Source organism: Ruegeria sp. HKCCA4008, assembly GCF_013033125.1.
GTDB lineage: Bacteria > Pseudomonadota > Alphaproteobacteria > Rhodobacterales > Rhodobacteraceae > Ruegeria.
Window position 1 is genome coordinate 77,205 of record NZ_WQDM01000002.1, and the last position, 26,857, is coordinate 104,061.

Annotated in this window: 20 protein-coding genes and 1 pseudogene; 10 read left to right on the forward strand and 11 right to left on the reverse strand. The window is 58.2% G+C overall.

The genetic code is table 11. The features are described 5' to 3' along the window. Positions 1-43: 43 nt before the first annotated feature. On the reverse strand, positions 44-985 hold the full coding sequence (locus GOW60_RS04670; protein ID WP_171228416.1) for an ABC transporter transmembrane domain-containing protein: 942 nt from the start codon (positions 983-985) through the stop codon (positions 44-46). 113 nt (positions 986-1,098) lie between these two features. Further along, complete coding sequence (locus GOW60_RS04675) at positions 1,099-1,836, reverse strand: folate-binding protein YgfZ (RefSeq protein WP_171228417.1); 738 nt, start codon at positions 1,834-1,836, stop codon at positions 1,099-1,101. A 73-nt stretch (positions 1,837-1,909) separates the two neighbouring features. Between GOW60_RS04675 and GOW60_RS04680 the strand changes: the two genes are divergently transcribed. Further along, complete coding sequence (locus GOW60_RS04680; protein WP_171228418.1) at positions 1,910-2,584, forward strand: TIGR04283 family arsenosugar biosynthesis glycosyltransferase; 675 nt, start codon at positions 1,910-1,912, stop codon at positions 2,582-2,584. Between the two features lie 7 nt (positions 2,585-2,591). Here the strand turns inward: GOW60_RS04680 and GOW60_RS04685 are convergent. Next, positions 2,592-3,347 (reverse strand): annotated as a pseudogene (locus tag GOW60_RS04685) (hypothetical protein); the annotation flags it as partial. Positions 3,348-3,450: 103 nt separating this feature from the next. On the opposite strand from GOW60_RS04685, the gene GOW60_RS04690 reads away from it, so the two are divergent. Beyond that, positions 3,451-4,221 (forward strand): alpha/beta hydrolase, encoded by a 771-nt coding sequence (locus GOW60_RS04690; protein WP_171228419.1) that lies wholly within the window; start codon positions 3,451-3,453, stop codon positions 4,219-4,221. Between the two features lie 98 nt (positions 4,222-4,319). Then, the gene (locus tag GOW60_RS04695) at positions 4,320-5,159 is read left to right on the forward strand and encodes a DMT family transporter (protein WP_171228420.1); all 840 of its coding nucleotides are present in this window, start codon (positions 4,320-4,322) and stop codon (positions 5,157-5,159) included. A gap of 39 nt (positions 5,160-5,198) precedes the next feature. Here the strand turns inward: GOW60_RS04695 and GOW60_RS04700 are convergent, their stop codons facing one another. Beyond that, positions 5,199-5,480 carry a hypothetical protein gene (locus tag GOW60_RS04700; RefSeq protein ID WP_152457476.1) on the reverse strand — a complete coding sequence of 94 codons (282 nt, stop codon included), beginning with the start codon at positions 5,478-5,480 and terminating at the stop codon, positions 5,199-5,201. 210 nt (positions 5,481-5,690) lie between these two features. On the opposite strand from GOW60_RS04700, the gene GOW60_RS04705 reads away from it, so the two are divergent. Beyond that, entirely contained in the window at positions 5,691-6,302 is a 612-nt protein-coding gene (locus GOW60_RS04705) for a hypothetical protein (RefSeq protein ID WP_171228421.1), read from the forward strand. Positions 6,303-6,385: 83 nt separating this feature from the next. Here the strand turns inward: GOW60_RS04705 and GOW60_RS04710 are convergent, their stop codons facing one another. From GOW60_RS04710 to parE, 3 genes are all read right to left on the reverse strand, one after another. Next, a complete protein-coding gene (locus tag GOW60_RS04710) occupies positions 6,386-7,354 on the reverse strand; it encodes a UDP-glucuronic acid decarboxylase family protein (protein ID WP_171170429.1) in 969 nt (322 codons plus the stop codon). A 315-nt stretch (positions 7,355-7,669) separates the two neighbouring features. After that, positions 7,670-8,584 (reverse strand): abortive infection family protein, encoded by a 915-nt coding sequence (locus tag GOW60_RS04715; protein ID WP_171228422.1) that lies wholly within the window; start codon positions 8,582-8,584, stop codon positions 7,670-7,672. A 15-nt stretch (positions 8,585-8,599) separates the two neighbouring features. Next, positions 8,600-10,558 carry a DNA topoisomerase IV subunit B gene (parE, locus tag GOW60_RS04720; protein WP_171228423.1) on the reverse strand — a complete coding sequence of 653 codons (1,959 nt, stop codon included), beginning with the start codon at positions 10,556-10,558 and terminating at the stop codon, positions 8,600-8,602. Positions 10,559-10,992: 434 nt separating this feature from the next. On the opposite strand from parE, the gene GOW60_RS04725 reads away from it, so the two are divergent. Continuing rightward, on the forward strand, positions 10,993-11,655 hold the full coding sequence (locus tag GOW60_RS04725) for a hypothetical protein (protein ID WP_171228424.1): 663 nt from the start codon (positions 10,993-10,995) through the stop codon (positions 11,653-11,655). A gap of 48 nt (positions 11,656-11,703) precedes the next feature. Continuing rightward, entirely contained in the window at positions 11,704-15,933 is a 4,230-nt protein-coding gene (locus GOW60_RS04730; RefSeq protein ID WP_171228425.1) for a PKD domain-containing protein, read from the forward strand. Between the two features lie 25 nt (positions 15,934-15,958). Here GOW60_RS04730 and GOW60_RS04735 read toward each other — a convergent pair whose 3' ends face one another. After that, on the reverse strand, positions 15,959-16,411 hold the full coding sequence (locus GOW60_RS04735; protein ID WP_171228426.1) for a hypothetical protein: 453 nt from the start codon (positions 16,409-16,411) through the stop codon (positions 15,959-15,961). Between GOW60_RS04735 and GOW60_RS04740 the strand changes: the two genes are divergently transcribed. The 4 genes from GOW60_RS04740 to GOW60_RS04755 are packed head-to-tail and all read left to right on the forward strand — an operon-like array spanning position 16,403 to position 21,024. Continuing rightward, positions 16,403-17,347 (forward strand): S8 family serine peptidase, encoded by a 945-nt coding sequence (locus GOW60_RS04740; protein ID WP_171119474.1) that lies wholly within the window; start codon positions 16,403-16,405, stop codon positions 17,345-17,347. The genes GOW60_RS04735 and GOW60_RS04740 overlap by 9 nt on opposite strands. A gap of 30 nt (positions 17,348-17,377) precedes the next feature. Further along, positions 17,378-17,833: a hypothetical protein gene (locus tag GOW60_RS04745; protein ID WP_152457484.1), complete on the forward strand. Its 456-nt coding sequence runs from the start codon at positions 17,378-17,380 to the stop codon at positions 17,831-17,833. Then, positions 17,826-18,800: a polyprenyl synthetase family protein gene (locus GOW60_RS04750; RefSeq protein ID WP_171228427.1), complete on the forward strand. Its 975-nt coding sequence runs from the start codon at positions 17,826-17,828 to the stop codon at positions 18,798-18,800. The genes GOW60_RS04745 and GOW60_RS04750 overlap by 8 nt, the downstream gene beginning before the upstream one ends. 1 nt (position 18,801) lies before the next feature. Beyond that, positions 18,802-21,024, forward strand: a complete 2,223-nt coding sequence (locus tag GOW60_RS04755; RefSeq protein WP_171228428.1) for a geranylgeranyl reductase family protein — start codon at positions 18,802-18,804, stop codon at positions 21,022-21,024. A 168-nt stretch (positions 21,025-21,192) separates the two neighbouring features. Here the strand turns inward: GOW60_RS04755 and GOW60_RS04760 are convergent, their stop codons facing one another. From GOW60_RS04760 to GOW60_RS04770, 3 genes are all read right to left on the reverse strand, one after another. Beyond that, complete coding sequence (locus tag GOW60_RS04760; protein WP_171228429.1) at positions 21,193-25,482, reverse strand: thiopeptide-type bacteriocin biosynthesis protein; 4,290 nt, start codon at positions 25,480-25,482, stop codon at positions 21,193-21,195. A 39-nt stretch (positions 25,483-25,521) separates the two neighbouring features. Next, positions 25,522-25,914, reverse strand: a complete 393-nt coding sequence (locus GOW60_RS04765) for a hypothetical protein (RefSeq protein WP_171228430.1) — start codon at positions 25,912-25,914, stop codon at positions 25,522-25,524. A 254-nt stretch (positions 25,915-26,168) separates the two neighbouring features. Further along, complete coding sequence (locus tag GOW60_RS04770; protein ID WP_171228431.1) at positions 26,169-26,840, reverse strand: GntR family transcriptional regulator; 672 nt, start codon at positions 26,838-26,840, stop codon at positions 26,169-26,171. Positions 26,841-26,857 lie beyond the last annotated feature (17 nt).

The window sequence follows — 26,857 nt, forward strand, 5'->3', positions numbered from 1 at the left end:
GTTACGTATCAGACCGCGCAGGCACCCGCCGCGCGGTCTTTTCTTATGCGTTGGGTCGATAGCGATAGCGGGTTGGATCCGGGCCGAACAATTCCAGCATCAGTTCGTACTTGATACGATTGGCGCTGACCTGACGATAGAATGCGATCAGAAAGGCAGTGGGTCCCTGAATGCGGCTGAGCCCACTGGTGGCGGCCACAACGGTGCCCACATCCGTTTTGCCCTGCAAGACCAGATATCCCCCCAGCATCAGGATGCCGACGGTGCCGGCCCCGTTGATCACGCTCAGCAGGAACTTTGCCGAAAGTTTCCACAGGAACATCCGCCGCCGCGTGTCGAAAATGTCATCGAACATGATGTTGATATCCCGCTCGACGGCTTCGATATCCTCGGTCGTCAGTCGGTCGGTGGCACCGCGCAGAATGCGAACCCGTTCCGCCACGAAAGTGTTCACTTTGCGCTGCGAGACCAGAACGATGATGATTTGCGGCACGATCATCGACAACGCAATCAGCCCCAGACCTGGTTGCGTGGACGAGATATAGCCGATGACGCTGATCAGCGTTCCAATCTGAACGACCGGATCCGAAAAAGCTCCACCGGCAAACTTGCCCAACTCTTCGGCTTCGGCCGAAATGGCGGTGGTCATGGTGCCTTTGCGCAGGCCTTCGTCTGAATCCTTCAGGTCGGTCGAACGCCAAAGCAGGCGTTGGCGGATCAGCCGGATCATGTCTTCGCCCAAGGTTCCGGCGCGATAGCCCAGTACCCATTTCAGAGCGAGGCTCAGCAGGATGACGGCCATCATGCCGATGCCCAGTTGGATCAGTTTTTCAGTCCCGACATCGTCGGATGTCAGGTGGTTGACGATGTCGCGCTGAAACTCAAGCGGCACGGCGGCAAGGCCCGCAATTGCGACGGACAGCATGATGAGGATGATCTGCCGCCCCGCACTGGCGCGCCAGATCGCGGAATAAAGTCGAAACATGCGGGTATCCGGTTCGTCCTGTTTGCCTGCACTTTGGCAGTGCAGGACAACGGGTTCAAACTTTTCGATACAAGCTGATGCGCGGGTCGTGCCGATTTGGCAACAAGGTGGGCTCAGTCCTCCAGGCGCACTGTGGCGTCTCCGGCCTGCATCTCAGGGCCTGCACGATCAAATCGCAGATACGCGATCCCGTTTCCGCCGGCCTGTGTGTACAATGTTCCGACAGGTTTGCCATTTGCACTGACCTCGGTCCCCACCGGGGCCGAGCCCTGGACAACGACGCGTCGCAGACCTTTGCGCAATTCGGTTTTGTGCTTCATGCGCGCGGTCACTTCCTGCCCGACATAACATCCTTTTTTGAAATCCACGCCATTCAGCGCTTCGAAGCCAGATTCCAGGATGTAACTGTCCGGGGTCAGTTCAATGCCTGACTCGGGAATGCAGTGCCGGACGCGCAGTGCATCCCAGTCGGTTCCATCATCGCCCTCGGGTTCGGGCGAGTAGTTGCGCCAGCCCATGTCCGGGTGGCGGGGATCGGGCAGGGCGGTTTCCGGCGCAGCCTGGGTGCCGCGTTGCAGGTTCAGATCGGTTCCCTCGATCGTCACATCCGCACGCAGCTTGTACATCGTCAGACGTTTGACCAGATCATCCGCAAGGTGTTCGGCCACATCCAGAAGAACTCCGTCGGCATCTCGTTTCAGGAAGAAATCCGCCAGGTACTTTCCCTGCGGAGTCAGCAAAGCGGCGTAGACCAGCCCGTTGTCCAACCCCTTAATGTCGTTGGTGATCAGATCCTGCAAAAAGCTTTCGGTATCCGAGCCGGACAGGCGCAGTATGCGGCGGGTTGGCATGGCTTGGTCCTCGTCATTTCCTCAGGCCTCGTGATATAGGAAGTTCCGATGCCAAGACCAGAGGTTATCAGACGTGCCCGCGCCTATTACCGTCGTAATCCCGACCCTCAACGCCGCCGACGCTTTGCCCGAATGTCTTGGGGCTTTGATGGAAGGGGTGCATGCCGGGCTGATACGGGAATTGATCATCAGCGATGCACGCTCAACCGATCACACGCCGGATATTGCGGAAGAGGCCGGTGCGACGGTCGTGACCGGCCCGCCATCCCGAGGCGGCCAGTTGCGCCGAGGGTGCGCGCAGGCCAAAGGGGATTGGCTGCTGATTCTTCATGCGGATACAGTGCTGCAACAGGGGTGGAGCGAGACCGTCAGCGCCCACCTGCCTTCAGCCAAACCTGCCGCGTTTCAGCTGGCGTTTCGCGCGCGCGGGATCGCGCCGGCCTGGGTGGCTGGCTGGGCCAATCTGCGCAGCAGGATGCTGGGATTGCCCTACGGAGATCAGGGGTTGCTGGTTCCGCGTCACACCTATCAAGCGGCAGGCGGGTTTCCCGACCAGCCGCTGATGGAAGATGTGGCTTTGGTGCGCGTGTTGCCAAAGGTAACTGTTCTGAACACACGCGCCTTTACGAGTGCGGAGCGGTATGAGCGGGCGGGGTGGATTCGGCGCGGTGCTCGGAACCTGTGGACTCTTCTGCGTTACTTTCTTGGGGCTGACCCGCAAGCTTTGGCGCAGACGTATCGTCGCTGAGCGTGGTGCGCAGCTCGACCACGGATTTCCCCAGCCGAAACGGTGCCGCAAAACTGACAAGGCATAGGGCCACGATTTGCAGGACAAGAATATGAGCATTGTCCTGTAGGTATTCCCATTCTTCTTTCAGCTTCCCGACCTGCGCGATCAGGTCATCGTAGCTCTGCGCAAGTATCAGATAGTCGCCCGCAATCGCGGGAACCTTGCGACGCATGTTGTCAATGGCGGTCTGTATGTTTTCGTCCAGTGATGTGAAGACTAGGAACTGGTCGATGTCAAAGGCATCGGCCTTGGCGGCCATGTCACGTATTTCGTCCTTTTCGTCCTTGGACTGACCCCCAACCAGGAAGTGAAGCCCCTGTAGGGGGGCCACTTCGTTCGTGACCGCGATGAACAAGGGCAGTTCCGAGTTGCTGGCGGTCGAAGCTGAAAGGAATTCAACCTTTTCGCATAAAACGGCGGTATCCGGATCATAGGCCGGATCACAGAACCGCAGGCGGAACCGGGCCGCATCCCTGTCAAATGCCAGCGTCGCGGCATAGGCCACGTCGATCTGTCGGTCCAGTCGCGAGCTGTCCGAGGTATAAAGCCCGGCCAAGACAGCGACCAACGCCCCGATGCCACCCAGCACAACCCATACCAGATCAGCCAGTTTCCACGCCCGGTGCCCTGCCGGTTTGCGAAACAGAAAGGCAGTGCCGATTGAGCCGATGACAAAGAAAAGAATCAGCAGGGGCAATTGATTGTCGGTCACAAAACTCATGCGTCCAATCTTAGGACCTGTGCTTCGACCTGCAACAGGGATCACGGGCAGTTGTAACGTCTTACCATATCCCCATACTGTAGGCAGCGCAGGGGGGACTTCGATGACCAAAGAAATCGTTCTTATCCACGGAGCATTTGCCGGACCTTGGTGCATGCAGGATTACGCGGCCTTCTTTCGGGACCGAGGTTGGACGGTTCACGTTCCTGCCCTGCGTTACCATGACGGTGATCCGAAAGCGGACCCCGACCCGGGTCTGACTGATGCCAGTGTCATGGACTACACCAATGACATCGCCGATTTTGTACAGGGACTGGACCACAAACCTGTCATTTTGGGGCATGCCATTGCTGGGGTGGTGGCGCAACAAGTGGCGTCTCGTGGTTTGGCCAGCGCCATCGTTCTGATCAATCCAAATGCGCCTTGGGGCACTTTGCCCGAAACCGATGATGAACGGGCTGTACCGCGCACCTTGATGGAAGGCGGCCCATTCTGGAAGCAGCCGATGCGGGTCGGGTTCGATTTGATGGCCCCATTCGCCTTGAACAAGATGGATGAGGCGCAGCAGCACGCTGTAGTCGATCAATTGGGCGCGGAAAGCGGTCGCGTGATGTTTGAAATGTTCTTTTGGATGTTCGATGACCATCACGCTATAAAGGTTGATTTCGACAAGGTTGACTGCCCGGTTCTGGTGGTCTCGGGTGCTGACGACAGGGCTGTTAACCCCGATACCTGCCGCGCACTGGCAACGCGCTACGGGGATCGCGGAACCTTTTTGCTGGTCGAAGATCACGCGCATTTCCTGTTCATGGAACCGGGTTGGGAAGGGCCGGCCTCGAAGATCGAGACATGGCTGACAACCCAGGTGACCTGAAACGGGCTTGACAACGATCCACCCTTTGCAGACATGGCGCCAATTGAATGGGGCAGTTGACCCTTTTGGCGCGAAACTTCTGCGGGAAAGGTCCGGACATGACCCTGTTCGTTGTCCTTATTATTCTTTCGGCTGCTTTGCTGCACGCGGTGTGGAATGCTATCGTGAAGACAGCGGCGGATCGAACTTCCATGCTGGGTTTGGTCGCTTTGGGTCAAGTGCTGCCTGCGGCGGTCATGGTGATGGCTCTGCCGCTGCCAAACCCAGAGAGCTTTGTTTACATCCTACTCTCGACCGTTGTGCATTTCGGTTATTACTTCATGCTGGGAAAAGCCTATCAGCATGGTGATCTGAGTGTGGTCTACCCCATCGCCCGTGGAATTGTCCCGGCGCTGGTTTCGCTTTGGGCAATGGTCCTGGTCGGAGAAGTGCTGCCTTTTCAGGCCTGGACCGGTATCGCCCTAATTGCCGTGGGTATCCAGCTGAGCAGTTGGAAAGCTCTGCGCTCGGGCGTTGGGCGCAGCGCACTGATGTTTGCGCTGGGCACCGGATTCTGCATTTCGATCTATTCGGTCGTTGACGGGATCGGCGTTCGGCTGTCGGGCAATACGCTCAGCTATTGGGCGTGGGGGGCGTTTCTGCACCTGTTTATTGCCGGATTTGTCGGGGTGCGGAAACGTGCGACCCTGAAAGACCTGCCAGCCAAAGTGTGGATGATCGGCATTCTTGGCGGGCTGGTATCGATGACAGCTTATGGTCTGGTACTGTACGCCAAGAATTTTGCACCGCTGGGAGCGGTTTCGGCGCTGCGGGAAACTTCGGTCATCTTTGCCGCACTGATCGGGTTCGTATTCCTCAAGGAAGGCAACTGGGCGCGACGGTTGGGGGCCGCGGTGCTCATGGCCGTGGGTGTCGCCCTGATCGGAATGGCGGTCTGATCCGGCTGCAAAGCCCTGGGCGACAGTGATATTTCTGGCCTAGCGGCCGACCTGAAACGTGCTTTGTGGCTTCCAGTGCATGGTGCCCTTGTCGCTGCTTACGCATCGCAGCAGGCGTTCCTCGCGCGTGTTGATCGTGTCAGTCACGGTGTTGTCGCCAAAGATCACGATGAAGGAATCCGGTGAATAAGCCAGCCCCTTGTAATAGCAAAACCGTGTTTCCGCCCCGTCCGGGATCGGAGATGCCAGGCTGAGCGTCTGTTGCGCCGGGGCCTGGGTCGCCAGCATGGCAAAGGCCAGCCCATAGGTCAGTGTTTTCATTTCGTCCTCTCGTCCTGCAAATCTGTTGTCGATCAAAAAGGGTTTGGACGCCCGGACCTCAATCATGGTTTCTTGTTTCAGCAAGTTTGAACGAGATCAACGGGTTAGGCAACGAAAATCCTACACGCGCAGCGACAAGCCAAGGGGGCGATTTTTACGGTCGGTCACTTCTGTGGTAACATGGCCGCATTGTTTAAGGAGAATTGAGAGATGTTCAGACCCTCTGTACAAGCGATTATGGACGTCATGTCCCAAAAGGGTTTTGTGGTTTTCGACACCCCAACTGTCGATTGGAACCTGAACATAGTGGGCATTCGCGCCCGCCCGGTTTCACCCAAGAAATTCGATGATGTCATGACGGTGTTCCACCGGTTTCTTGGCGTTTGGGATATTGCCTATTACCCGATGACGGCCGATCCCAGCGATCACTACCTGAAGAACCCGATAAACCCGGATGGGACGGCCATTCTGGCGCCGGGGCAATATCGGTCCTGCTACAAGATCGATATTCATAAACGAGGCCGGCCCGGAGGCCACAAGGCGCTGTGTCAAAGGCTGGGAAACGTTACCGTGTTTCGGGACAACAACAGGGATGGAAACCTGAACCTTGTTAATCCTCAAAGTGGGATGTTCGGCATAAATCTGCACAAGGGGCCAAACAACGGTGACGATGACACTGCGAATACGATCTATTCCGCCGGGTGTCAGGTATTCGCCGATCAGCGCCACTTTGCCGAGTTTCTGCTGAAATGCGAAGCCGGGCGCGACGCGTTTGGCAACAAGTTCACCTATACGCTGCTGGATCAGGCAGATTTCGAATAAGGCGATGCCTTGCGAAGGTTCTGCAAGCGCCGGGGCAGGACAGGGGCTGGGGGCGTGCCCGGATCTTAAACCGGGCCTTGGCCCTAGGTCTCGACTTCGGCCTGAAGGTCTCGGAAATACCGGATGGTTGCGTGCAGCCCTTCTTTCAGTTGCACTTTGGGTTCCCAGCCCAGCAGGGTCCGCGCCAGTGTGATATCTGGCTGACGCTGCTTCGGGTCATCCTCTGGCAATTCCTTGAAACTGACAGGGGTCTCGGCCCCCACAAGGGCCTGCACTTCGCGGGCCAGCTCGTTCATCGAGAATTCGTTGGGATTGCCCAGATTGACCGGGCCGGTCACGTCCGCGCCGGTCTCCATCAGCCGGATGAACCCTTCGATCAAATCATCCACGTAACAGAAAGACCGGGTCTGCGTACCGTCGCCAAAGATCGTGATCGGATCACCCGTCAGGGCCTGCATGATAAAGTTCGACACGACGCGCCCATCGGCGGGGTGCATTCTGGGCCCGTAGGTGTTGAAGATGCGGGCCACCTTGATCTCCAACCCCATCTGACGGTGATAGTCGAAGAACAAGGTCTCGGCGCAGCGCTTGCCTTCGTCATAGCAGGATCGCGGGCCAACCGGGTTGACGTTGCCCCAATAATCTTCGGTCTGCGGATGGATGGTCGGGTCGCCATAGACCTCGGAGGTCGAGGCCTGAAAGATCTTGCATTTCAGCCGCTTCGCCAGACCCAGCATGTTGATCGCGCCGTGAACGCTGGTCTTGGTCGTCTGCACTGGATCGTGCTGATAGTGCACGGGTGAGGCCGGGCAGGCGAGGTTATAGATCTCGTCGACCTCCACAAACAGAGGGAAGGTCACATCGTGGCGCATGAACTCGAAACGCGGGTTGTTGTGCAGATGGTCGATATTGCGCTTGGTGCCGGTGAACAGGTTATCGACGCACAAAACCTCATGCCCCTGATCCAGAAGCCTGTCACACAGATGCGAGCCCAAAAACCCGGCCCCACCGGTTACGAGAACACGTTTTCGACTGTCATAAAGGCGGGCCATTGCAAATCCTTAATCGTTAAATCCAAGCCAGCTTGTCACGGGGAAGCCGGGTCTTGGTTTGATTAGTAAACCGAAGGGGTTTGAATTGCAGCAGATTTTGGTTTTTTGAGGGCGCGTGTGGTGTTGGTGTGTTGTCCAATCCACCCGATGCATGATGCAAAGCATCATACACGCACCCTTTTCGCTCGCATGGGCAGGCGCGATGGTTGTGATCAAGTAGGATGGGTGTTTGTTCCCATCTTTATGCGGGGAATTGGATGGGTGCGAGCCCCCATCAAACGCTTGCTATTCCCAAGGTCACAAGAAGGCTTATCCTCAGCTATCCTTATGGCGTTGCAAATAGGTTTCTGTAGCGAAATCCACAAATGCTATTGCACAGGAAGCTGCAAGCCTCGCGTGCCTTGGTTCGAGGCCAATGTGCTTTCCGTCGCGCCCATGCCCCGAGCCGTACAAACCGCGCAGTTCTGATATTCCTTTTGTAATAGATGCTAGATTGCTTAGCGTCCTTTTGATACTGCCCGCTCCCTTTGCTTCTTTAGGGACGCCCTCAGGAACTAGCGCCAAGGCTTTGCAGAGTTTTTTTGAGAGTGTCGGTAAATCATCAGATTTTTGCGGAGCATCTGCGTTTGGCAGTTGTGCAAGGATTGTCTTACAGCAAGATTCGACTAAGTCCTTCGCAGTTCCGATTGCCAAGGCTGGGTCAGTTTCGATAGAGTCTTGAATCCGTCTGATTTCGGCTTGCATCCAATTGGAAGACAATTTTTCTGCCACGGTGCTTGCTCGCTGGATCTGGCTGTGAAACTCGTTGGTTCGCTGGGCGATGAAGACGGCTCTTCCCGCAATCTTTTGAGATTCAACTAGCTTCCAGCTTGCTCGGCCCAATTGATCATTATAGTGGCCAACGATCTTTGCCGCCTCGAAGGCGTCAGGTCGAACGACAGGGTGAACTGTCTCGCACAGAAAGCGTAAGAAGGCGTCATCAGAACAGCCAAGTAGATTAAACCTAGCGTCCGCAAACACCCAGTCTATTGGCCAATCGTTGTTGTTCTCACAATGCTGCCAAATATCTTGGTCAGCAGTTTTGAACCGTTGATCGTAACTTGGGAGCTCACGCAAGTCGTAAAGGCGGCCCAAAAAATCTACGTCGCCAAGTTCGCCAGCGTAAAATATCCGCTCTAATCTGAGACCATCAAAGATATTATTTCGAATTTGTCTTGTGATCTTTTCCAATCGAAATCTTCCAATTCAAACATCCAACTCCTCAACAAACCGCGCGTTCTCCTGAATGTACTGGAATCGCAGTTCGGGTTTTTTGCCCATCAGACGCTCGACCAGATCGCCGGTCTCGCCGGGTTCGTCCTCGTCGATGGTGACCCGGATCAATTTCCGGGATTTGGGGTCCATCGTGGTCTCTTTCAGGTCCTTGGCGTCCATCTCGCCCAGACCTTTGAAACGCGACACGTCGATCTTGCCCTTGCCGCCCAGACCTTTCTCAAGCCACTCGTCGCGCTCGGCCTCGTCCAGACAATAGACGCGTTTGGCACCCTGCGTCAGGCGATACAGGGGCGGGCAGGCCAGGTACAGGTGGCCCGCGTCGATCATCGGGCGCATCTGGGTGAAGAAGAATGTCATCAGCAAGGACGCGATATGCGCCCCGTCCACGTCGGCGTCGGTCATGATGATGACCTTGTCATAGCGCAGATCGTCGAGGTTGAACTTGCTGCCCAGCCCCACGCCCAGCGCCTGTGTCAGGTCGTTGATCTCGGCATTGGTGCCCAGTTTCGAACTGGCTGCGCCCAGCACGTTGAGGATCTTGCCGCGCAAGGGCAGTAGGGCCTGCGTTTTGCGGTCGCGCCCCATTTTGGCCGAGCCGCCGGCCGAGTCGCCCTCGACGATGAATAGTTCGGTGCCTTCGCGTGTTGAACTGGAACAGTCCACCAGCTTGCCGGGAAGACGAAGTTTTTTAGTGGCGGACTTGCGTTGTGTTTCCTTCTCGGCCCGTCGGCGCAGGCGTTCTTCGGCCCGCAGGATCAGGAAGTCGAGGATCGCGCCGGCGGATTTCGTATCGGCGGCCAGCCAGTTGTCGAAATGGTCACGCACCGCGTTTTCGACCAGCCGCTGCGCCTCGACCGTGGCAAGGCGGTCTTTGGTCTGGCCGACGAATTCCGGCTCGCGGATGAAGCAGGACACCAGCGCGCAGCCCCCGGTGATCAGGTCGTCGCGCGTGATCTGGGCGGCTTTCTTGTTGTTGATCAACTCGCCATACGCCTTGATGCCCTTGAGGATCGCGGCCCAGAAGCCCGCGACATGGGTGCCCCCTTCGGGCGTGGGGACGGTGTTGCAGTAGGATTGGATGAACCCGTCGCGCGAGGGCGTCCAGTTGATCGCCCATTCGACCTTGCCTGGGGTTCCGAATTTTTCCTGAAAATCCACGGTTCCGGCAAAGGGCTGCTCGGCATAGGTCGACGAGCCATTCATCGTCTCTTTCAGGTAATCCGACAGCCCGCCCGGGAAGTGGAAGGTGGCCTCGGTGGGCGTCTCGCCGTCATCGATGGCGGATTTCCAGCGGATTTCAACGCCCGAAAACAGGTAGGCCTTGGACCGGATGGATTTGAACAGGCGGGCGGGTTTGAACCGGTGGTGGCCAAAGATCTGGTCGTCAGCGTGGAAGGTGACTGTGGTGCCGCGCCGGTTGGGGGCGGCGCCGACCTTTTCCACTGGGCCCAAGGGGACACCGCGCGAGAATCGTTGTTCATAAAGTTGCTTGTCGCGGGCCACCTGAACGACCATCGAATCCGACAGCGCGTTCACCACCGAGGCGCCCACGCCGTGCAGACCACCCGAGGTCTGATACGCTTTGCCCGAGAATTTGCCGCCCGCGTGCAATGTGCACAGGATCACCTCGAGCGCTGATTTGTCGGGGAACTTGGGGTGCGGGTCGATCGGGATGCCGCGCCCGTTGTCGCGCACGGTCAGGGCGTAATCGGCGTGCAGTTCCACCTCGATCCGGTTGGCATGGCCCGCCACGGCCTCGTCCATCGAGTTGTCGAGGATCTCGGCCACCATGTGGTGTAAAGCGCGTTCATCCGTGCCGCCGATATACATGCCGGGTCGCTTGCGGACCGGTTCCAAACCTTCGAGCACCTCGATCGAGGAGGCGTCATAAGTTGTGGTCGCTTCTGGCGTCAACAGATCGTCGGGCATGGGTGCTGCTCTTGTTTTTGAGTTTCCCCCATTATGGCAGGTGATGTGGTCCGGGGGAAGAGGGGCGCGAGGTGTTGTGGACGGATTGAACGCGCGGGGCCGCGGGACGCTTGCCCAATGTGGCGGCGTCACGATTGGCGGTTTTGCTTGAAACCACCACCCCTGGCCGTGGCGCGGGAAGGTCCCGTACTGCCGTTGTCGACAGTTGGTCAGGGCCTGTATTCCGGGCTGCATTTCTCGCGACAAACCCGTCCGATACAACCAGCGACGCGACAAATAACGTTTCGCGATCGGGTTGAAGTCAGCCTTGCTGCGTCTCCGGCTCATTGACGGAATCGCTTTAAAAATATATCGTGAAGTAAGACTCCCAAAGTATCTATCTATCAGTTCCAAGCGTTCAAGAGTTACGTTTATTTCGTAATTGGAAGGCTGCTATGGCTACGTTTCAGGACGTTCAAGCAGCAGTGCATGATATTGCTGCCCGTTTGAATGTCACCCCAGAGCTTGCTCGTGCTGCGCTGATTAACCCCGTGTTGGCGCTTGAGGAGCTTGGGCTCGAATTGGACCTGTCTGGCCGACTTGAGCTGGAGGACAGAGCGCGGTTTTCCAAGAAACAGATCGTTGAACGCAAAAGTTTGCGGAAAAAGATCTTCGCCGCGTCCGGGCATGAATTTGACCCAGGGCAGGAAAACGATCTTGCTGTGGTGCTTTTCGACGAGTTGAAGCTAGTCGATGATACTTCGAAACGCCCTGACCTGTCTCCGTTGTCCTTGCCGATGCGAAAAGTGCGTTCTTCCACCTCCAAAGTGAAGGTGGCCAGGGTCAAGGCATCGGAAATCGCGCGCCGGTTTCCCGGGAAAGCCAAGGGCAAATCCGTCGCCGGGATTGATCCAAGTTTGATTGAGCCCGTGAAGATTCCCGACCCGCTGGAAGCGCTGGGCAAGGCGCACAAAATCATCTCTCCGTTACTTGCCTACCGGCAACTTGATGCATCGACACCGCGTTTTGCGACCGAGGCGCTTTATCGTGCCGTGCGAACCGGGAAACGTAGGCTGGTCAATATCACGCCCCGCGCCGTTGTCACCGGCACTGCTTGAAGACACCCGGGCGCGATTCCCTTGCGCCGTCACACCGAGGACGTCAGGATGGCAAATACAAGAGGATATGAAGTTGTCGTCGAAGCCTCGGAAGAGGTCTTGCGAAAGGTCATTCGGGGGGCGTGGAAGTCTGCGGAATGCGACGACGATCCCGGCGATGAAGGCCGCATTCCCGAATTCATGGATGTTCCAGCAGGTGAAACCTTTGGCGGTTTTGTCGTCGCTGACGGGTCGGTTCAGATTCCCGAAGACCAGTTGAACGCCAGCTTGCGCCCTGACATCACCGGTGCCGAAATTCAACTTGGTGTCCTGATCCAGATCGAAATCGAAACCCCCCCGGTTCCATCGGCGCAAATGCTGACGATGACGGCCGATCTTGCTGCGGCTGCGCCGATCGGTCTCATTTCCGGGCGTCAGGATGTGGGGTGGCTGTTGGATGGCCTGCCTCGCAACCAGGTGTCCGCCACGCTGACCAGCGGCGATCCGATTGCGTCCAATATCGAGTTGTTCGCAGGCGAATTCGTGGACAAAGCCTATGAGAACGGCGGCCCCGGCGGACCGATCGATCCGGCCTTTCCCTCCATCCCCCATGTCATCGATGAAACCGAGCTGCAATTTGCCTTGGGAGCGTTGACGACGGACGTCCATGCGGAAATCTTCAACGACGCATCGGACGCGGCGCACGATATTGAAACCACCGTGTCAGGCGGTGACATTACAATTTCGCTGCCGGTCTATCTGCGGATGTTCAACATTGTCGTTGGGCCGACGGTACAGCTTTTTTTCAATCCTCAGGATCCCATGGGGATCGAAACGCGGATCAACATCACGGCACCCTTCAGTCGGGTCGGTTCGGAATTCCGCACGGATTTGAACGCGGCCACCGTTACCGTGGACGCGATCACGCCTGCCGGTCCGGAATATGGGCCAGAGGGTGACAATTACATCGACAACCGTGATCAACTGGCGGCGATCCCGTTGGTCGCGATTGACCTCGACGCCCAGATTTCCAGCGAACTGGTGTCGCGGGGGCAGGAATTGGCCAGTGGGCTGGGCGAGATTACAATTGCGGCCCCGACAGTAGCCGAGATCGAAGAATTCATCGGCGACTTTTTTCATCAGGATCTTGAGGCCCGCGATTTCGTTTACATCTGGGGACCAGAGGCAACGGACGAAGAGTTTGAAGTCGACAGCATCACCGTTGGTGTGACAAACGAGTTTCTGGCGATCGCCTTGAACGATGATGGCGGCGGTGACGTAGGCGGGCTTGCCAATTTCATTCCTGCTGACAGGGATTTTGCAATTGCCATCAGCGCGGCCCAGGTCGAAGCATCGATTGAAACGGCGCGCATCGAAGCCGAATTGTCGGATGATGACCTTCCGAAGACCTTTACACCTGACGGGCGCGAAGTCCGGCTGACCGATCTGGACGTGAGCCTCAGGGCGGGGGCGATCAGAATATCGGGCAAGGTGACGGTCGTAGACGCGATCCTGGGCAGTATTGATGTGGATGCCGACTTTTTCAATGATGTCGGATTGCGCTGGCAGCCGAACGGTTCGTTGGGCCCAACCGGTGGACAGCAAATGGATCACTTTGAAATCGACAGCGATGTCGATCCCGAAGAATCCGTGTTGCTTTGGGTGCTGACGGCAATCGCCGCGATATTGTCATTCGGCGCTTTCGGAATTCTGGGCGCATTGGTCGTTGTGATCGTGGCCCTTGTCGTCCGGGGAATTGCCGAAAGCATGGGCAGTGAAATCCTGTCAGATGAAGTTACGAATACAGTCACGGGTATCACCGGCTGGCCGGAGAACCTTGCCAGGATCGGGCGGGTCGAAGCGGTATTCTCGGACCCGATCGTGATTGATACCGACGGTCTTGAAATTGCCGGAGATTTCACGGTCATAAGCAGTTGCGAAGCCACGGATGTCGTCCCGGCGGATTCGGGTGGTGCACGGTCGGGTGCGGCCGCATCGGCCATGTCGCTTGCGGCTGCGAATGAACATCCTGACGCGGGGTACGAGTGGTTGCCGGGTGACGGAACACCGGCCGCGGTCTTGCCCTCGATTCAGCATGTCTATGCTGCAAGTGGTGTCTACACCGCAAAACATGCGCTGACGATCAACCAGCCGGGTGGCGCGCGCAGTCGCAGTTTCTCGCTTGTTACCGTCGAAAATGTGCCGCCGACAGTGGATGCCGGCCCTGATCTGACGGTGCAGGAGGGTGAAGAGGTCACTCTGGTCGCACGGTTCCGAGATGTCGAATACCCCGACACCCACGAGTCCATGTGGTATTTCGGTGATCACCACGCGCCCAAACCCGGCGTGATTTCTGAAACCAATGCTCCTCCTGCGGCGACAGGCACGTCGACCGTGACCCATGCCTGGTGCGACAATGGCGAATACACCGTCACGGTGCGTATTCGCGACGTCAACGGCGGCGAGGCCATCGACACCTTGTGTGTCACCGTCACCAATGTTCCGCCCGAGGTCGAAGCTGGCCCGGACCTTTATGCCTATGTCTGCACACCGATCACGCTTGTCGCCGATTTCCGGGATCCCGGATGGTGCGACACGCATACGGCCAAGTGGGATTTCGGCGATTGCAGCGAACCCCGCACGGCCCTGATCGAGGAAACGAACGAACCACCGGCAGCCGAAGGCACGGCGACCGCCTCACATATCTATGAAAACTGTGGTGACTTCCGGGCCGTCTGTACCGTCATGGATGACGATGGCGCCTTTGGTCAGGACGACCTGACCGTCCGGGTCGTGCATTTGCTGAACCCCGGTTTCGAAGATGGTTTCCGTTCGCTTCCAGCGGGCAATGTCGGTCGGTTCTGGACACCCTATGCATGGCTGACCGACTTGGCAGCCTTTCACGCCGGAAAGGGAAATCCCGTTCCGCAATTGGCCCCGATCCCCGCCGATGCCTTTGACTGCGAAGGTTGCATCGTCCGGACCGGGGACAGGTCCCAGCGGGTCATCGCGCAGCGCGGCCTTCGTGTCGGGCTGTGGCAATCGCTGGGCTCAAACCCGGGATGGGATTATGAGTTCTCGTGTTGGTTCGCGAAGGAGGCTGGCAACGCAGGCGGCTATGCTTTGGGGTTGGACCCGCGCGGTGGTGATGATCCGCGGGCGCCCTGGGTGGAATGGTGGACCGGCAATCTGGACGGTGCATGGCGGCAATTGCGGGGCCGCGTGACGGCGGAAGCCGAAGCCGTGACGGTATTTCTGGAGTTCAGCGGAGATGATCCGCGCAACGATGCGCTTGGCTATATTGATGATTGCGCCTTCGTCGCGATTCAGCCGCATTGTCCGGAACAGCCGAAGCCCGATCCGGAAATTCCCCCGCGTGAACGTTGCATTGATTTTCGCGGCCAGAAACTGCCTTCCCGCCATCCGGTATTGAACGTTGGCGGAGTGCGGTTCCTGCCGACCAAAGGCAGCCTTCTTCAGATCATTGGCGGGTTCCAACCGCAAGGCACACCCAAACTGTTGCTTTCCATCGCCGGTGTTTTTGCCCATCTGCCGGTCGTTGCTGACTGGGCCCGCCTCAAGCTGAGCTTTGCGGGCGGAAAGCCCATAACGATCATCGCGCTTGATGCGGCGGGCACTGTCCTGACGACCCGGACAGGAACGCAGCAGCAGGGGGTACAGGTCATCGAGGTTCAGGCAAGCGGTATGGTGACCCTCGCCATGCGTGCGCAGGAAGCAGCGTTGATCGAACTGTGTTTCCGGCCGGAACACCCGCGCAGTACGCCTTCGGCAGAGCCTGAACCGGGGCCCAGCATTGTCGTGAACCCGCGCTTCGACCGTGCGGTCGCACCGGCCATGTTCAGTGCAGGGACGACCACGGAGGACCGAACCTTGACCGAAACCAACAGCCCCCATCCGTTCGGCCTGTCCGAGGCGGCTTGGGGCAAGCTGGACACGCAGCTGCAATCGGAATTGGCGAAGGCCGTAACAGACGGTGATGATGGGAACTCGGTGCAGGTCATATTGCGCTTGGCGCCAGACACAGAAGGCAATGCGCCCTCTTTCCGGCGCGCCGAAACGAAGGCACGCGAAGACTATTTCCGCCGACGCACACGGCCCCTGGTTGGCACCCTGGAAAACCTGGGCGGTGTCGGGATTACCGAACTGTGGCTGATCGACAGTGTTGCCGTTGAACTTTCGCCCGGGGCCATCGCGACAATGGCCAACGATCCTTCCGTGGTGATGATCACCCATTCCACCAAACGTCAGGCCATTCCTGAAAACCCCATAAGACCATGATCCAAAGGAGCACGAAATGACCGAGTTAAGCCGGGAACACGTTGATCGCTTCGAAAGAGCGGAACGTCGTGAAATCGAGAAGCTTCGTAGCGAGTTTGGCAGCGAGTCCATCTCCAAAATGGACAGCATTGTTCTGCGCGACCTCTTGGCCAACCGAAAAGAGGCGCGCCTGAACGCCCTGCTTGGCCAAACGGAAACCGCCCAGCTTCCCCGGCATCGCGTGCTGGTCTTGCTGCGCAGCGGCAGGGCATCGCCGGATCGCCCGCCCCGTGCGTTCGACCGGCGCCAGCGCCGCCGTTCGATCTTGCAACACCGACGCCATGGTGAAGACGTGGTGGGCAAAATCGCCAAAAGCTTTGAAGAGCGGGGGATTGAAGTCGAGCGGTCGTTTTGGCTGACTCACAGTCTGGTTGTCCTTGCCGATGATCAGCGCCTTACGGATATCGCGGGGCGCGCCGATGTCCTGAAGATGGCTCATTGCAAAAACCAGATCCTGGTCGACCTGGACAACAGTCGTCCGCTGATCAATGCCGATGTCGTGGAAGCTAGCGGGATCAACGGTGCAGAAGTGGATGTTGCCGTTCTGGATACGGGCGTGGACCAGACACATCCCGAACTTGCCGGGAATTTCGGAACCCAACAGGATTTTACCGGCGAGGGGTTGGGCGACCTGAACGGGCACGGTACGCATTGCGCGGGCGTTGTCGCCAGCAACGGCGCGACGTTCCGTGGTGTCGCCACGGGGGCGGTCATCCACGACTACAAGCTGTTGGATCAGTTTGGCAGCGGGAACGCTCCAAACTGCGTTGCGGCAATCCAACAGGCCGTGGCGGACGGGATGGATGTTCTTTCCAATTCCTGGGGCTTTTCGCACAGAAACGGCAATTGGGTCGATCCGGACGGAACATGCGTTTTATGTGTCGCCGCTGATGCGGCTTCGACAGCCGGGGTGACCTTTGTGGTGGCCGCGGGCAACGAGGGCAATGACAGTTGCGGCACCTATGACACGCGCATTCGCTGTCCGGGTATTGCGCAGAGCGTGATCACCGTCGGCGCAAGCGATGACAGCGACAACATGGCCGGTTTCTCCAGTCCCGGACCAACGCCGGATGGACGCGACAAACCGGATGTCACCGCCCCCGGCGTGGATATCGTGGCATCGCGATCGGCGACCGGCAATGACATGAATGGCGGCGCGACGGTGATAGATCCGCTTCATCTCGAGGCCAGCGGCACCTCGATGGCCTGCCCCCATGTCGCAGGGGTCGCGGCGCTGATGTTGCAGCGAAACCCGACACTGCTGCCGGCTGACATCAAGGCAGTTCTCATGGCCACCGCCGTCGATATCGGCGCACCGACCACGCAGCAGGGCGCCGGGCGTGTGGATGCTCGGGCGGCGGTCGGCTCGGTCTGATTTGGATATTTTGGAACGGAGGATACGAACGTGGCAGACTATGAACAGCGGATGCAGCCGGAAGAGGGTGCAAAGGCAGTCGAAAAACTGGCCGAAGATGCCTTGGCGGGTTTCAAGGCGGACGCCAAGAAGGAATATGCTGAACTGGTCAAGCAGTACGAGGGCGCCAGTGCAACGGTTGGTGTTTTTGGTATGGGGTCGGTCGAAGTTTCGGTGATGAGCGGTGAAGTTCTCATCAACCCGAGCCAAAAGCGCAAAGGGAAAGGCCGGGGCGTCGGCGCGATTTCACCGGAAGCACTTGTGGCCATATCCGAAGGCAGGATGACCGTAATGGACGCTTTCCACCGTGGTGAGATTGTCGTTCGCGCCGAGTCCGCAGCATTGCACGAGGGCTACGACAGTTTCATCAGGAACTCCGAAGCGGCGCTCAGGTCGAAGCGTTTGCAGAAGACGCTGGCGCAGTTCCGCAAGATTGCGGATGTCTGACTGGTTGCAAGACGAACAGGTCCGGGCCACGATACCCCAGGTTGAAGCATCCATGTTGGATGCCGTCGCCTCGGACCAGCCGGGATTCGAAGAGATAGCCCACTGGCTTATCGGGGCTGGCGGGAAACGGTTGCGGCCAATTCTTCTGCTGCTTACCGCGCGAAGCCTCACCGACACAGAAGGCCGCAAGCGCGCAATTCAGGCGGCGGCGGCTGTCGAAATGATCCATGTGGCGTCGCTCTATCATGACGACGTCATGGACCGGGCCGAACTTCGGCGTGGAGCGGAAAGCGTGAACCGTCGCTGGTCTTCGCCCATCGCCAGCTTCGCCGGAACATTCATTCTGGCCCGTGCAATAAACCTGTTGGAGTCCATCAGCCCCAAGGCCTCGGAGCTGGCCGGCAAACACTGCGCTGCGCTGTGTCTGGGGCAGTTGCGCGAAGCAGAAAACGCCTACAACGCCGATTGGACCATTGAAGAGCATCTTGAAATGCTCGAGGGCAAGACGGCCGAGCTGTTTGTTCTCGCCGCATCGCTGGGGGCGATGTTGGCAGACGTAAGTGATCAGGATCGAGACGCACTGATCACCTATTCAAAGTGCCTCGGCCTTGCGTTTCAACTGCGCGACGATGTTCTGGACTACATTGCAAGCAGCGCGGAACTTGGAAAGGGGTCCGCCTCTGATCTGCGCGAAGGGGCCTATACGATGCCGGTACTCCTGTGCCTGGGTCAGAACGGTCAGGCCGCCGATGAATTGCGGGCCAGGTTGAGGCTGGCTGAAATGCAGGATGCGGATATTTCGCGCGCTGTAGAGATCATTCGCAATTCGGGCGCGGTCGAAGCCACGGAGCAGTTGGCGCGGGACAAATCCGAAGCGGCCGTCACGGTCATCTCGGGGCTTGACGATCATGTGCTGCGCGCCTCGCTGGCAAACCTCGCCCGGCTTTCTGTCGAAAGGAGGGCCTGACATGGACGGTTACGGCCCTTTTGCCGAGGATCTGCCACTTGCGACGCCTGCCGAGGCCGCGGCCGAGACATGGGACGCCATCATTGTCGGTGCGGGGCCCGGCGGCAGCGCTGCCGCCATCGAGCTGACGCGGAGAGGTCGAAAGGTCATTCTGATCGACCGTGAGGATTTCCCTCGGGACAAAAGCTGTGGAGACGGAATCACCCGGTCCGGGATCTCTCAGCTGAAACGCCTTGGCATTCTGCCAGCGCTTACAGATCGACAGGAGGTCGAAGGTGTGCGGGTCCATATGCGCAACAGGGGCCACCGGGATTTTCGATACGAGGGCGAAGACGACTATGGGCTGGTCGTACCCCGTTTGATACTGGATGACTGTCTTTTGCGTCAGGCCCGCGCGGAAGGTGCTGCTTTCTTGCCAAAATGCCGCGCCGACGATCTGGTAACGGATGAAAATGGGATTGTCACAGGTGTCACCGCTCGGATGCAGGATGGCACGACGGCGGTTCTGACCGGGTACATGGTCATCGCCGCAGACGGGGCCGCGTCCCGATTGGCGAAAGCAGCGGGATTGCGGGAAACACCGGAACGAGGTTATGGCACCGCGCTTCGCGGTTATGTCGATGGCTGCGGAGATACTCCGCCACTGCTGGAAATAATGCTGCCATTGACTGATGTTACGGACCGGTATTTGTTGCCATCCTATGGCTGGGCGTTCCCAACGGGGAAGGGAACTGCAAATGTGGGTGTCGGGCTGTTTTGCAGGGCGTTTGATACCAATGTCAGGACATTGTTCGATCAATTTCTGGACGTGCTCCGCAAGGATTATCCGGAATATTCGGGCATTCAGTTGTCCGGCACGACCTTGGGTGCACCGCTGAGATTCGATTTCGCACCGGAACGCGCCGCCCATTCGGGCCTGTTACTGGTTGGGGACGCCGCCGGTCTTATCAGCCCGTTTACAGGCGAAGGAATTAGCTTTGCGCTGGAATCCGGTGCGCTTGCGGCGCAAACCACTGATCGATGTCTCCGCACAGGGGCAGGCCCCTGGGTGGCGGCGGAAGACTATGCGCTTTTGCTGGGGGATCGTTTTGCCGGGTACTTCACGCTCGGGAACCGCGCAAGCCGCCGATACGAGTTCATCTGGCGCGTGTTGGACGATACGTTCGAAAGCGAAAAGCCGGTCCACAACATGCTGCGCCGCGCCGTTTTGGTGCCTGAAGGCACTGGCGGTGATGTGGAAAGCGCCATGTTGGATGACGTCTCGCCCCTTGTGCGAGTGCCCGAGATGCCGCTTGGGGACGACCTGCGCGATGTGGGTGCGCGCCTCAATCACATCGTACGCACCGATTGGCCGTTTCTGACGCGCATGTCCTTCGCGGGCAAGCGGGCTGTCATGGTTGCGTTTCGACCTTCGCTGTTGCTTTTGCTGACGTCCTATTTGGGTGATGTTGAGGCAAAACGGCGTCGTGCCGCGGCCACGGCGCTGGAGCTTGCGTATCTGGGGTTTCTTGCCCAAAGCGGCATTCGAGGGATCGAGGGGGCGGCCGCAACAGCCGACGCCACGGCGAACTGGGGCGACAAGCTTGGGATACTCACAGGTGATTATCTTCTGGCGAAGGCGCATGAAGTAGGTGCTCGGGACTGCCCAGACCTGGTGCCATCAATCCTGAGTGCCATGGCCTCGGCCTGTGAAGGCCGAGTGTCCGAGCTTCGGACTGCATGGCAACCGGATATGGCTGTCGAAAAGCGCATCGCGCAGATGCGGCAATGCATGGCTGCATTCTTCCGACTGCCTTGCGAACTCGGTGCGATGCTTGCCGAACAAAACGATCTGTCAGGTGCCCTTCGCGACTATGGCGAGAATCTTGGCCTGGCTTACCTGCTGACCGAGGATGAACTTGCCCTGGACCGCCCCCCGGGCAGCACCCCATTTGCGTCAGACCTCTCGAGCGGCCTGTTCAGCGTGCCTGTTCTCGAGGCAGCCCAGCGGCAAACGGGGGGCGCAGCGGCCCGTGCTTTCCTCAGTCACCGCGACCCAGCGCGGTTTTTGGCAGAGCTTTCTCCGGCCACGCGCCATATCAAGAGGCAGCAATTGCCCGAAGAATACCGCGATCAGGCAATAGCGGCGCTAAGCCCCGTGCCACGGGGCGGCGTGGCAAAATCGCTTGCGGCGCTTGCAGGTTACGCGGTAAGTCGACAGGTCCCAAAACGCCGCGTGCTGTAAAAGTGCGATCCAGGTTCCGAGGTGTCCCGCTGTCGGTCAAAAGCGCAGTGATCCACGTTGCCTTTCCCCATGCGCCGGGTGCTTCATTCAGGGGCAGGGGGTATGTGTGGACAGCCCATGTTTCGGACGGAGGGTTCAGGTTCCAACCGGCTGCCATGAGCATGCCGCCTAGGGCGATTTCCACCCGTGGTTCAATTTGGTTCGATAATGTCGACACAGCGCCTCGTGGATGACCGCCTCTTCCGCGGCAGTTCCCCAGTGAAGGATCCGGTTGATGGACATATGAGCGAGGCTTCCCAGAACGTCGGCCAAGCTGTTTCCCAACCGGCCATCCTGTTCTTCTCGCTGAAGGCGTCCAAGATCCGGATGAAGCCTGGCGGCACGTGCGTTCCAGCGCGATGGCCGCGATTGAATACCCTTGCCCACACCGAGTTCACTCAGAACAACGCATGCACTTTTCCATTCCTTTCCAGTAGCGCGACGCGCAATCCGGCGCGACGCCGGGCCGCCGCCGTAGTTTTGCGAACAGCGCTCGGAGATCGCCAGCCGAACACCTGTGGGCAGTTCCAAATCTTCGAACAGGGCATCGATACTGGCGGCTGATGCCATCCATCGTCTGGATCGACCGATCTTCGGATCGTTGAGCAAGTCAAGCGCAGTGATCGAGTCGGCGCCGAATATCCTCTCGCATGCGCGAAGCCCCAGTTCTCCGCCGTAGCGCGCCGTTTCAGGCAGGTATTCGTCAACAAGAAACCTGTCCACCAATCCACCGGCCGTTTTCTGCAAGTGAACAAGCACCCGGTTCCTCAGAACTCTGTCATGATCGTTTGAAAATTTGATGCGGAGGCGCAGTTCAAGTTCCGGGTCTGCATATCTTACGAAGAACCAGTTCTCGATCAGGTTGCGTTTCTGCCAAAGCGTCAACCTGTTCGATTGCAGTTTCAGGAACTGTTCCAGCTTTATGGCATCCCCGAAAAGCCGCAGATACAACCATGACCCGGCCTCTTCAGTGCCGTGCCCCAGCGGTTGCCATGCGGTCGGGTTGGCATCGTATTCGACAAAGGACGTATCAACGGGCTTTGCTGGGGCATAAACCAGTTCAGAGGCCAATCGACCATGCGGTGAGTCGATCCACCAATCCTCGGGCGCCGGAAGGTACTCGCAGATCGAAAGCGGCCCTTTTTTCAACGTCTTGATCAGGTTGGCAGTGGAAAAGGAGTTGTCCAGATCCCATGGCGTGGCCATGTCGCTGGCCTCATCCGTGGGGGCCACATATCGCGGCAACTCCAGTTTTTGTCGGTTGGCTTCCATCCAGAATTCCGCTTTGCCTGACCTGACCATCTCTGTCGGGATACAAAGCCGCCACCGTTGCGGCGCAAGGACCACATTTCCAGCACAGACCCTGGGCAGCCGGTTCCGATTGCTTTGCGATTGCCACGACCAGATCACAGACGGTTGCCGCATGTGCGTGGCGATGTCGATGAGCAGAAGATAGACAGCCGGCGCCCCGGGAGGGCTTTGGTGGGCAGCATGCAGCTGTGGAATGACCTCGACGCCTTGGCTGCCCCAGAACAGCCGGAACCGACTGCCATCGTGACGAATCCACAGATCGTGCAGCGGAATCCTCTGTTCGGACGGTAACCCGCTGTCGCCGAGGATCTCGATGACATACCGGGAAAGGCTGGCGCGTCTGAGGATGTTTGATGACCGGGGGTCCGTGGCGCACAGGATGTCTGCTTCGACAATTGTCGAATCCTCTTCACGCTTGGGGCTGTGTTGTATCAGCGCGTCTGCGATCAACTGATTTCGCCTTGAGAAACGGCCGAAAATCGCCTTGGGCCCGCCCGGAAAAATTCCTTCGGGATAGGCCGTCCAGACGGGGTTGTGCCCGGAGCTGCGTCCTACCTTGCTCAGAAGAACGCCGTCCTGGATGGCGAAAGGGGCCTGATCCGTGTTGCGGGCATGCAGGATCTCGATATCCTGCGCGCAAAGCACCCACTTGCGCGCGTCCCAATCGGGTTCCAGAGGAAATTCCTGAAGGTTTTGCCTGGGGGCGTCACTTGCCGAGCCCGAACCATTAACGAAATCCATTCGCAGCGGCATGCCGAGATATGCAAGCCCGCTTTCGGCATCCACGGCCTGACTCAGCAACACGGCGCGGTCACCGTAACGGTCAAGGAAACGTCGTTCAAATTCCAGAAACCGGTTTGGCTTTGGCACCCGATAGCCGACCTTTTCCAAAATGTTCCATGCGTCGGTCAGTGCCTGCACCGCGCGTAGTGGAGTTTCCAACGTGCCGACGCAATGCGCATCGACATGCAGAAAATCACCTCTCCAACCCGGGGCGAAAGAGTCAGCTGTTCGCCCCAGTTGCTTTAACGCGATCATCGAAGGGGTTTCTCGCGCGGCATCAAGAGCACGCCCGAGCGCCGCCAAGCCTCTCTTTTGGCGGGCGGTCATATCTCTTTCCAGCCGCTTGAGGGTTCTGGCGGTTGCGTCATGTCCCAGAAGTATTGGGTCTTTCCGTGGTATCAGAGCCTCGGACCGACAGAGATCCGAGATCGTCACGGCATATTTGAAAGGGCGATCTTCAAGGGCCGTTTCCAGATCGGAAATCGGGACGGAATCGACATCAAAGATGAACTCTGCCAGATCGGAATCCGCCGCTGCAATGATCTGTTCGTGGTTCCAGGGCCCGTCGAGATCGCCGTTGGTTATCCAGTGCAGAACGTCCTGTTCCCACCAGGCCGATGGATTGCATCGCACCCTCGTGCTTTGCGTTTCGGCGAGTCCGGCGGCAATATGTGCCAGGAATCCACAGTCCAGATCCATATCCAGATGGTGGTCTGCCACGGTGACGATATCCTTGCCTGCAACAGGTATTGCCGTGCCCACTGCCGCGAATGCGCCGAACGGCGTCGGGCGAAAACACATTCTGTAAACAAACCGATACAATGTGCCGAGGACTGCGGGGGAGAGGCCTTCGCCTTTCTCGATTTCCCGCATGACCTTCGAGAAAAAACCGGGTCGTGCTATGAACAACGACAAGGCAAAGGACGGATCGCGAATTAAATCTGAAGCACGCTTTTCCAGATCCTTTTTTCGGGTGCTTTTTGTGACTCCGCCAAGATCGTGCTGCGGTGAACGCGTACAAACACGAATTCCGAGGAACGGACGAGAGTTGTGCGGTTCCGGATGGGACGGGCAGTGGACATTCTGTTCAATATCCAGCCCCATGAACTTCAGATATCCGAGGTAACCCGTGCCCCTTAGGGCAAGCAGTGCCAACAAAACGCCGCTCGACCCGGTCAGAAGGTCCGTCGATTGAAACGTCTTCCAGCCTGCGCCGATCGCGGGAAGCCCGTCCGGGCTCAATTCCCGTTCAACGAGAGACAAAAGCCGTTCGGTGTGCTTTTTGATCAGAGGATCGACGTTTGCTTTGGGAAAAAGCGATCGAATGGCAAGGGCCATCACCACAATTCCGGCATCGCCATGGCACAGCCCGCCGTCATTGATACCCGTCTCACGAAAAGGTCTGTCGACGCAGGATATCAGAACCCGCGATGCGACATCGCGTATTTCGTCCTCCATCCCCACCAGCCTCGCCGCCGCGAGCGCGGTGTATATGATGCCAAGGTCGCCATAACACCATGCAAGACGTGACGGTACCTCCCAGGCATGACTGAGCGCTGACATGCAGGGAAAGCAGGATGACAGGCCGCTGTCTGAAAACGCGCCCTGGTGCGAAAGCAGAAACAGGACCGCGTCTTTGAGGTCTTCGATGTGTCGTGGCGTGAACGCGTGCCGCCGACCCAGGCGGGCCAGAGCCAGAACGGCGCCGGGAGAACCATGCGCCAGCCCCATGTTGACGAGGTACCGCGTTGTTTTCAGGGGGCCGGTCTCGTCTTCCGGAGAGGAAAAAGGTTCTGTCCACGCAAGCCCCCGTTCTGTGCGTTCCGAGTGCCTCCAAAGCTCCGCCGCCAAACGCAGGCACAGCGACTTTCCCCCGAGACGGGCCGTCCGGGATTTCGGTTCGCACAGAAATACGGATATACCCGCAAGACCGGACACGTGATCGAAGTGCCCCATCCAAGGGGCTTCGAGAAGGCGTTGCGCAACCGAACGCAGGGCACGGTCAAGCGCCAGTCGCGCTTCGGGATCGTGTGGATTGGCGTCCAGAGCATGACAGGCCAGCAACCCAAGACCGGCGCGGCCATCGAACAGTGAAACAGGGGCTCCGCGCAGGTCTCGGTCGCAAGCCCAGATGGTCGCAAGGCGACGTGACGCGGCGGATCGCACGCGATCATCTTTCAGAAACTTGTCCGCCGCCAGCAATGCCAGCGCCTCTCCGGCGACGGCGCTTCCTAGTCCGATTGCATCAGTTCTGATCGGGGCCGCAACAATCGACCCTGCAATGGACTGTATTGCCGCTTCAATCCGCGTTGTCGAAATAGACATGGAACAAAACAATTTTCCCCGCCAAACGGGATTTGTCATTCAGCAGGCGTTTGGATGGCACCCTTTGCTGCTGGCACGGATGCTGCACCAGTTCTTGCAGCAATTCTTGGCCCAGCTGAACGTGCGGCGCGTCGGAGCGCCAATGCTGCCGGCGTCAACGAAGCCGAAGGCAGGACCGGTGGACGTGGGATTGAAATCAGAAGAATGATTACCCAGCTCGCCCAGGGATTCGATGGATGTCAAAAGCGCGTCCACGCGATTTTCGACGGTTTCCAGCCTGTCTTCCGGGCCTGGTTCCATGACGCGCATCAACTGGTCGAGGCGCTGCTCGATCGCGGTCAGCCTGTCATCGACAGACCGGCATTCCGGATCTGTCTTTTCGCTTTCAGTATAATCGTGTTCTTTGCGATTGTCGTTTTCGTCAGCACTCATTTCTCTCTCCGGAATCTGAGGTGGTCGAATAGTCGACTTGGGACCGCCTGTGGAAAAACGTGTCGTTCAAATATCAACTCCGATGGAATCGGAGCGTCTTTGTAATGAGAGACTTCTATAATAGACGAAAATGACCGTTTTGTCATGAAGCCGTCAGAACAGCGCGCGGATACCTTGATGGCATTGCCCGCGATGCATGAGCCGGTTTCAGGCAGGCGAACCGGCGCGGTCCGCCTTGCCGACGGTTCTGTGCGTCAGCCGTTGTCCGCTTCTTTCAGACCCTCGATCTGCAAATCGAACCCGGCCTGAATATGGGCGGTAAAGATTTCCAGTGCTTCTGTCACGTCTCCGGTTTCAATCGCGTCGACAAGCGCCTGATGATCACCCAGAGACTGTGAAATGTCGACATTTTCGATGGCGGAAAACAGGTGAAAGGCCATGGCCTTGCCCCAGATCATGTCGAACATGTCCAGTAGGAATTTGTTTCCCGCTTCAACCATGAAGGCGCGGTGAATGCGCCGATTGGCAATGAAATAATCGCGCGTCGTGGGGTTGGTCAGATTTTCCTCACGACGAATCAGCTCGCGCAAACCCTCCAGAACCGCGGGGTCTGCGTGGGCCGCAAGAATCCGGGCGGCCTGACCTTCGATTGCGGCGCGGGCCTGATACAGTTGCCGGACTTCGGCTTGATCCATGCGTGCCAGCCGGAAACCACCGCTTGCGGCGACTTCCAGAACCCCTTCGGTTTCCAGCCGCATTAGGGCTTCGCGAACCGGGGTTCGGCTGATGTTCAGTTCCGCTGCCAGCTTTTCCTGAACCAATCGATCTTCTGCAGAGATTTCGCGGCTCATTATGGCTTCGACCAACTGATCATAAACCTCGTCCGCCAGTCGTCTGCGCTGTGTTTTTATCTGTTTCAGAGCCACTCAGAGCCTCTCTTTCC

Coding starts and splice junctions, on each gene's coding strand:
- GOW60_RS04670 (WP_171228416.1), bottom strand. CDS start 985: ATGTTTCGACTTTATTCCGCGATCTGGCGCGCCAGTGCGGGGCGGCAG.
- GOW60_RS04675 (WP_171228417.1), bottom strand. CDS start 1,836: ATGCCAACCCGCCGCATACTGCGCCTGTCCGGCTCGGATACCGAAAGC.
- GOW60_RS04690 (WP_171228419.1), top strand. CDS start 3,451: ATGACCAAAGAAATCGTTCTTATCCACGGAGCATTTGCCGGACCTTGG.
- GOW60_RS04695 (WP_171228420.1), top strand. CDS start 4,320: ATGACCCTGTTCGTTGTCCTTATTATTCTTTCGGCTGCTTTGCTGCAC.
- GOW60_RS04700 (WP_152457476.1), bottom strand. CDS start 5,480: ATGAAAACACTGACCTATGGGCTGGCCTTTGCCATGCTGGCGACCCAG.
- GOW60_RS04705 (WP_171228421.1), top strand. CDS start 5,691: ATGTTCAGACCCTCTGTACAAGCGATTATGGACGTCATGTCCCAAAAG.
- GOW60_RS04710 (WP_171170429.1), bottom strand. CDS start 7,354: ATGGCCCGCCTTTATGACAGTCGAAAACGTGTTCTCGTAACCGGTGGG.
- parE (WP_171228423.1), bottom strand. CDS start 10,558: ATGCCCGACGATCTGTTGACGCCAGAAGCGACCACAACTTATGACGCC.
- GOW60_RS04725 (WP_171228424.1), top strand. CDS start 10,993: ATGGCTACGTTTCAGGACGTTCAAGCAGCAGTGCATGATATTGCTGCC.
- GOW60_RS04730 (WP_171228425.1), top strand. CDS start 11,704: ATGGCAAATACAAGAGGATATGAAGTTGTCGTCGAAGCCTCGGAAGAG.
- GOW60_RS04740 (WP_171119474.1), top strand. CDS start 16,403: ATGGCTCATTGCAAAAACCAGATCCTGGTCGACCTGGACAACAGTCGT.
- GOW60_RS04735 (WP_171228426.1), bottom strand. CDS start 16,411: ATGAGCCATCTTCAGGACATCGGCGCGCCCCGCGATATCCGTAAGGCG.
- GOW60_RS04750 (WP_171228427.1), top strand. CDS start 17,826: ATGTCTGACTGGTTGCAAGACGAACAGGTCCGGGCCACGATACCCCAG.
- GOW60_RS04755 (WP_171228428.1), top strand. CDS start 18,802: ATGGACGGTTACGGCCCTTTTGCCGAGGATCTGCCACTTGCGACGCCT.
- GOW60_RS04760 (WP_171228429.1), bottom strand. CDS start 25,482: ATGTCTATTTCGACAACGCGGATTGAAGCGGCAATACAGTCCATTGCA.
- GOW60_RS04765 (WP_171228430.1), bottom strand. CDS start 25,914: ATGAGTGCTGACGAAAACGACAATCGCAAAGAACACGATTATACTGAA.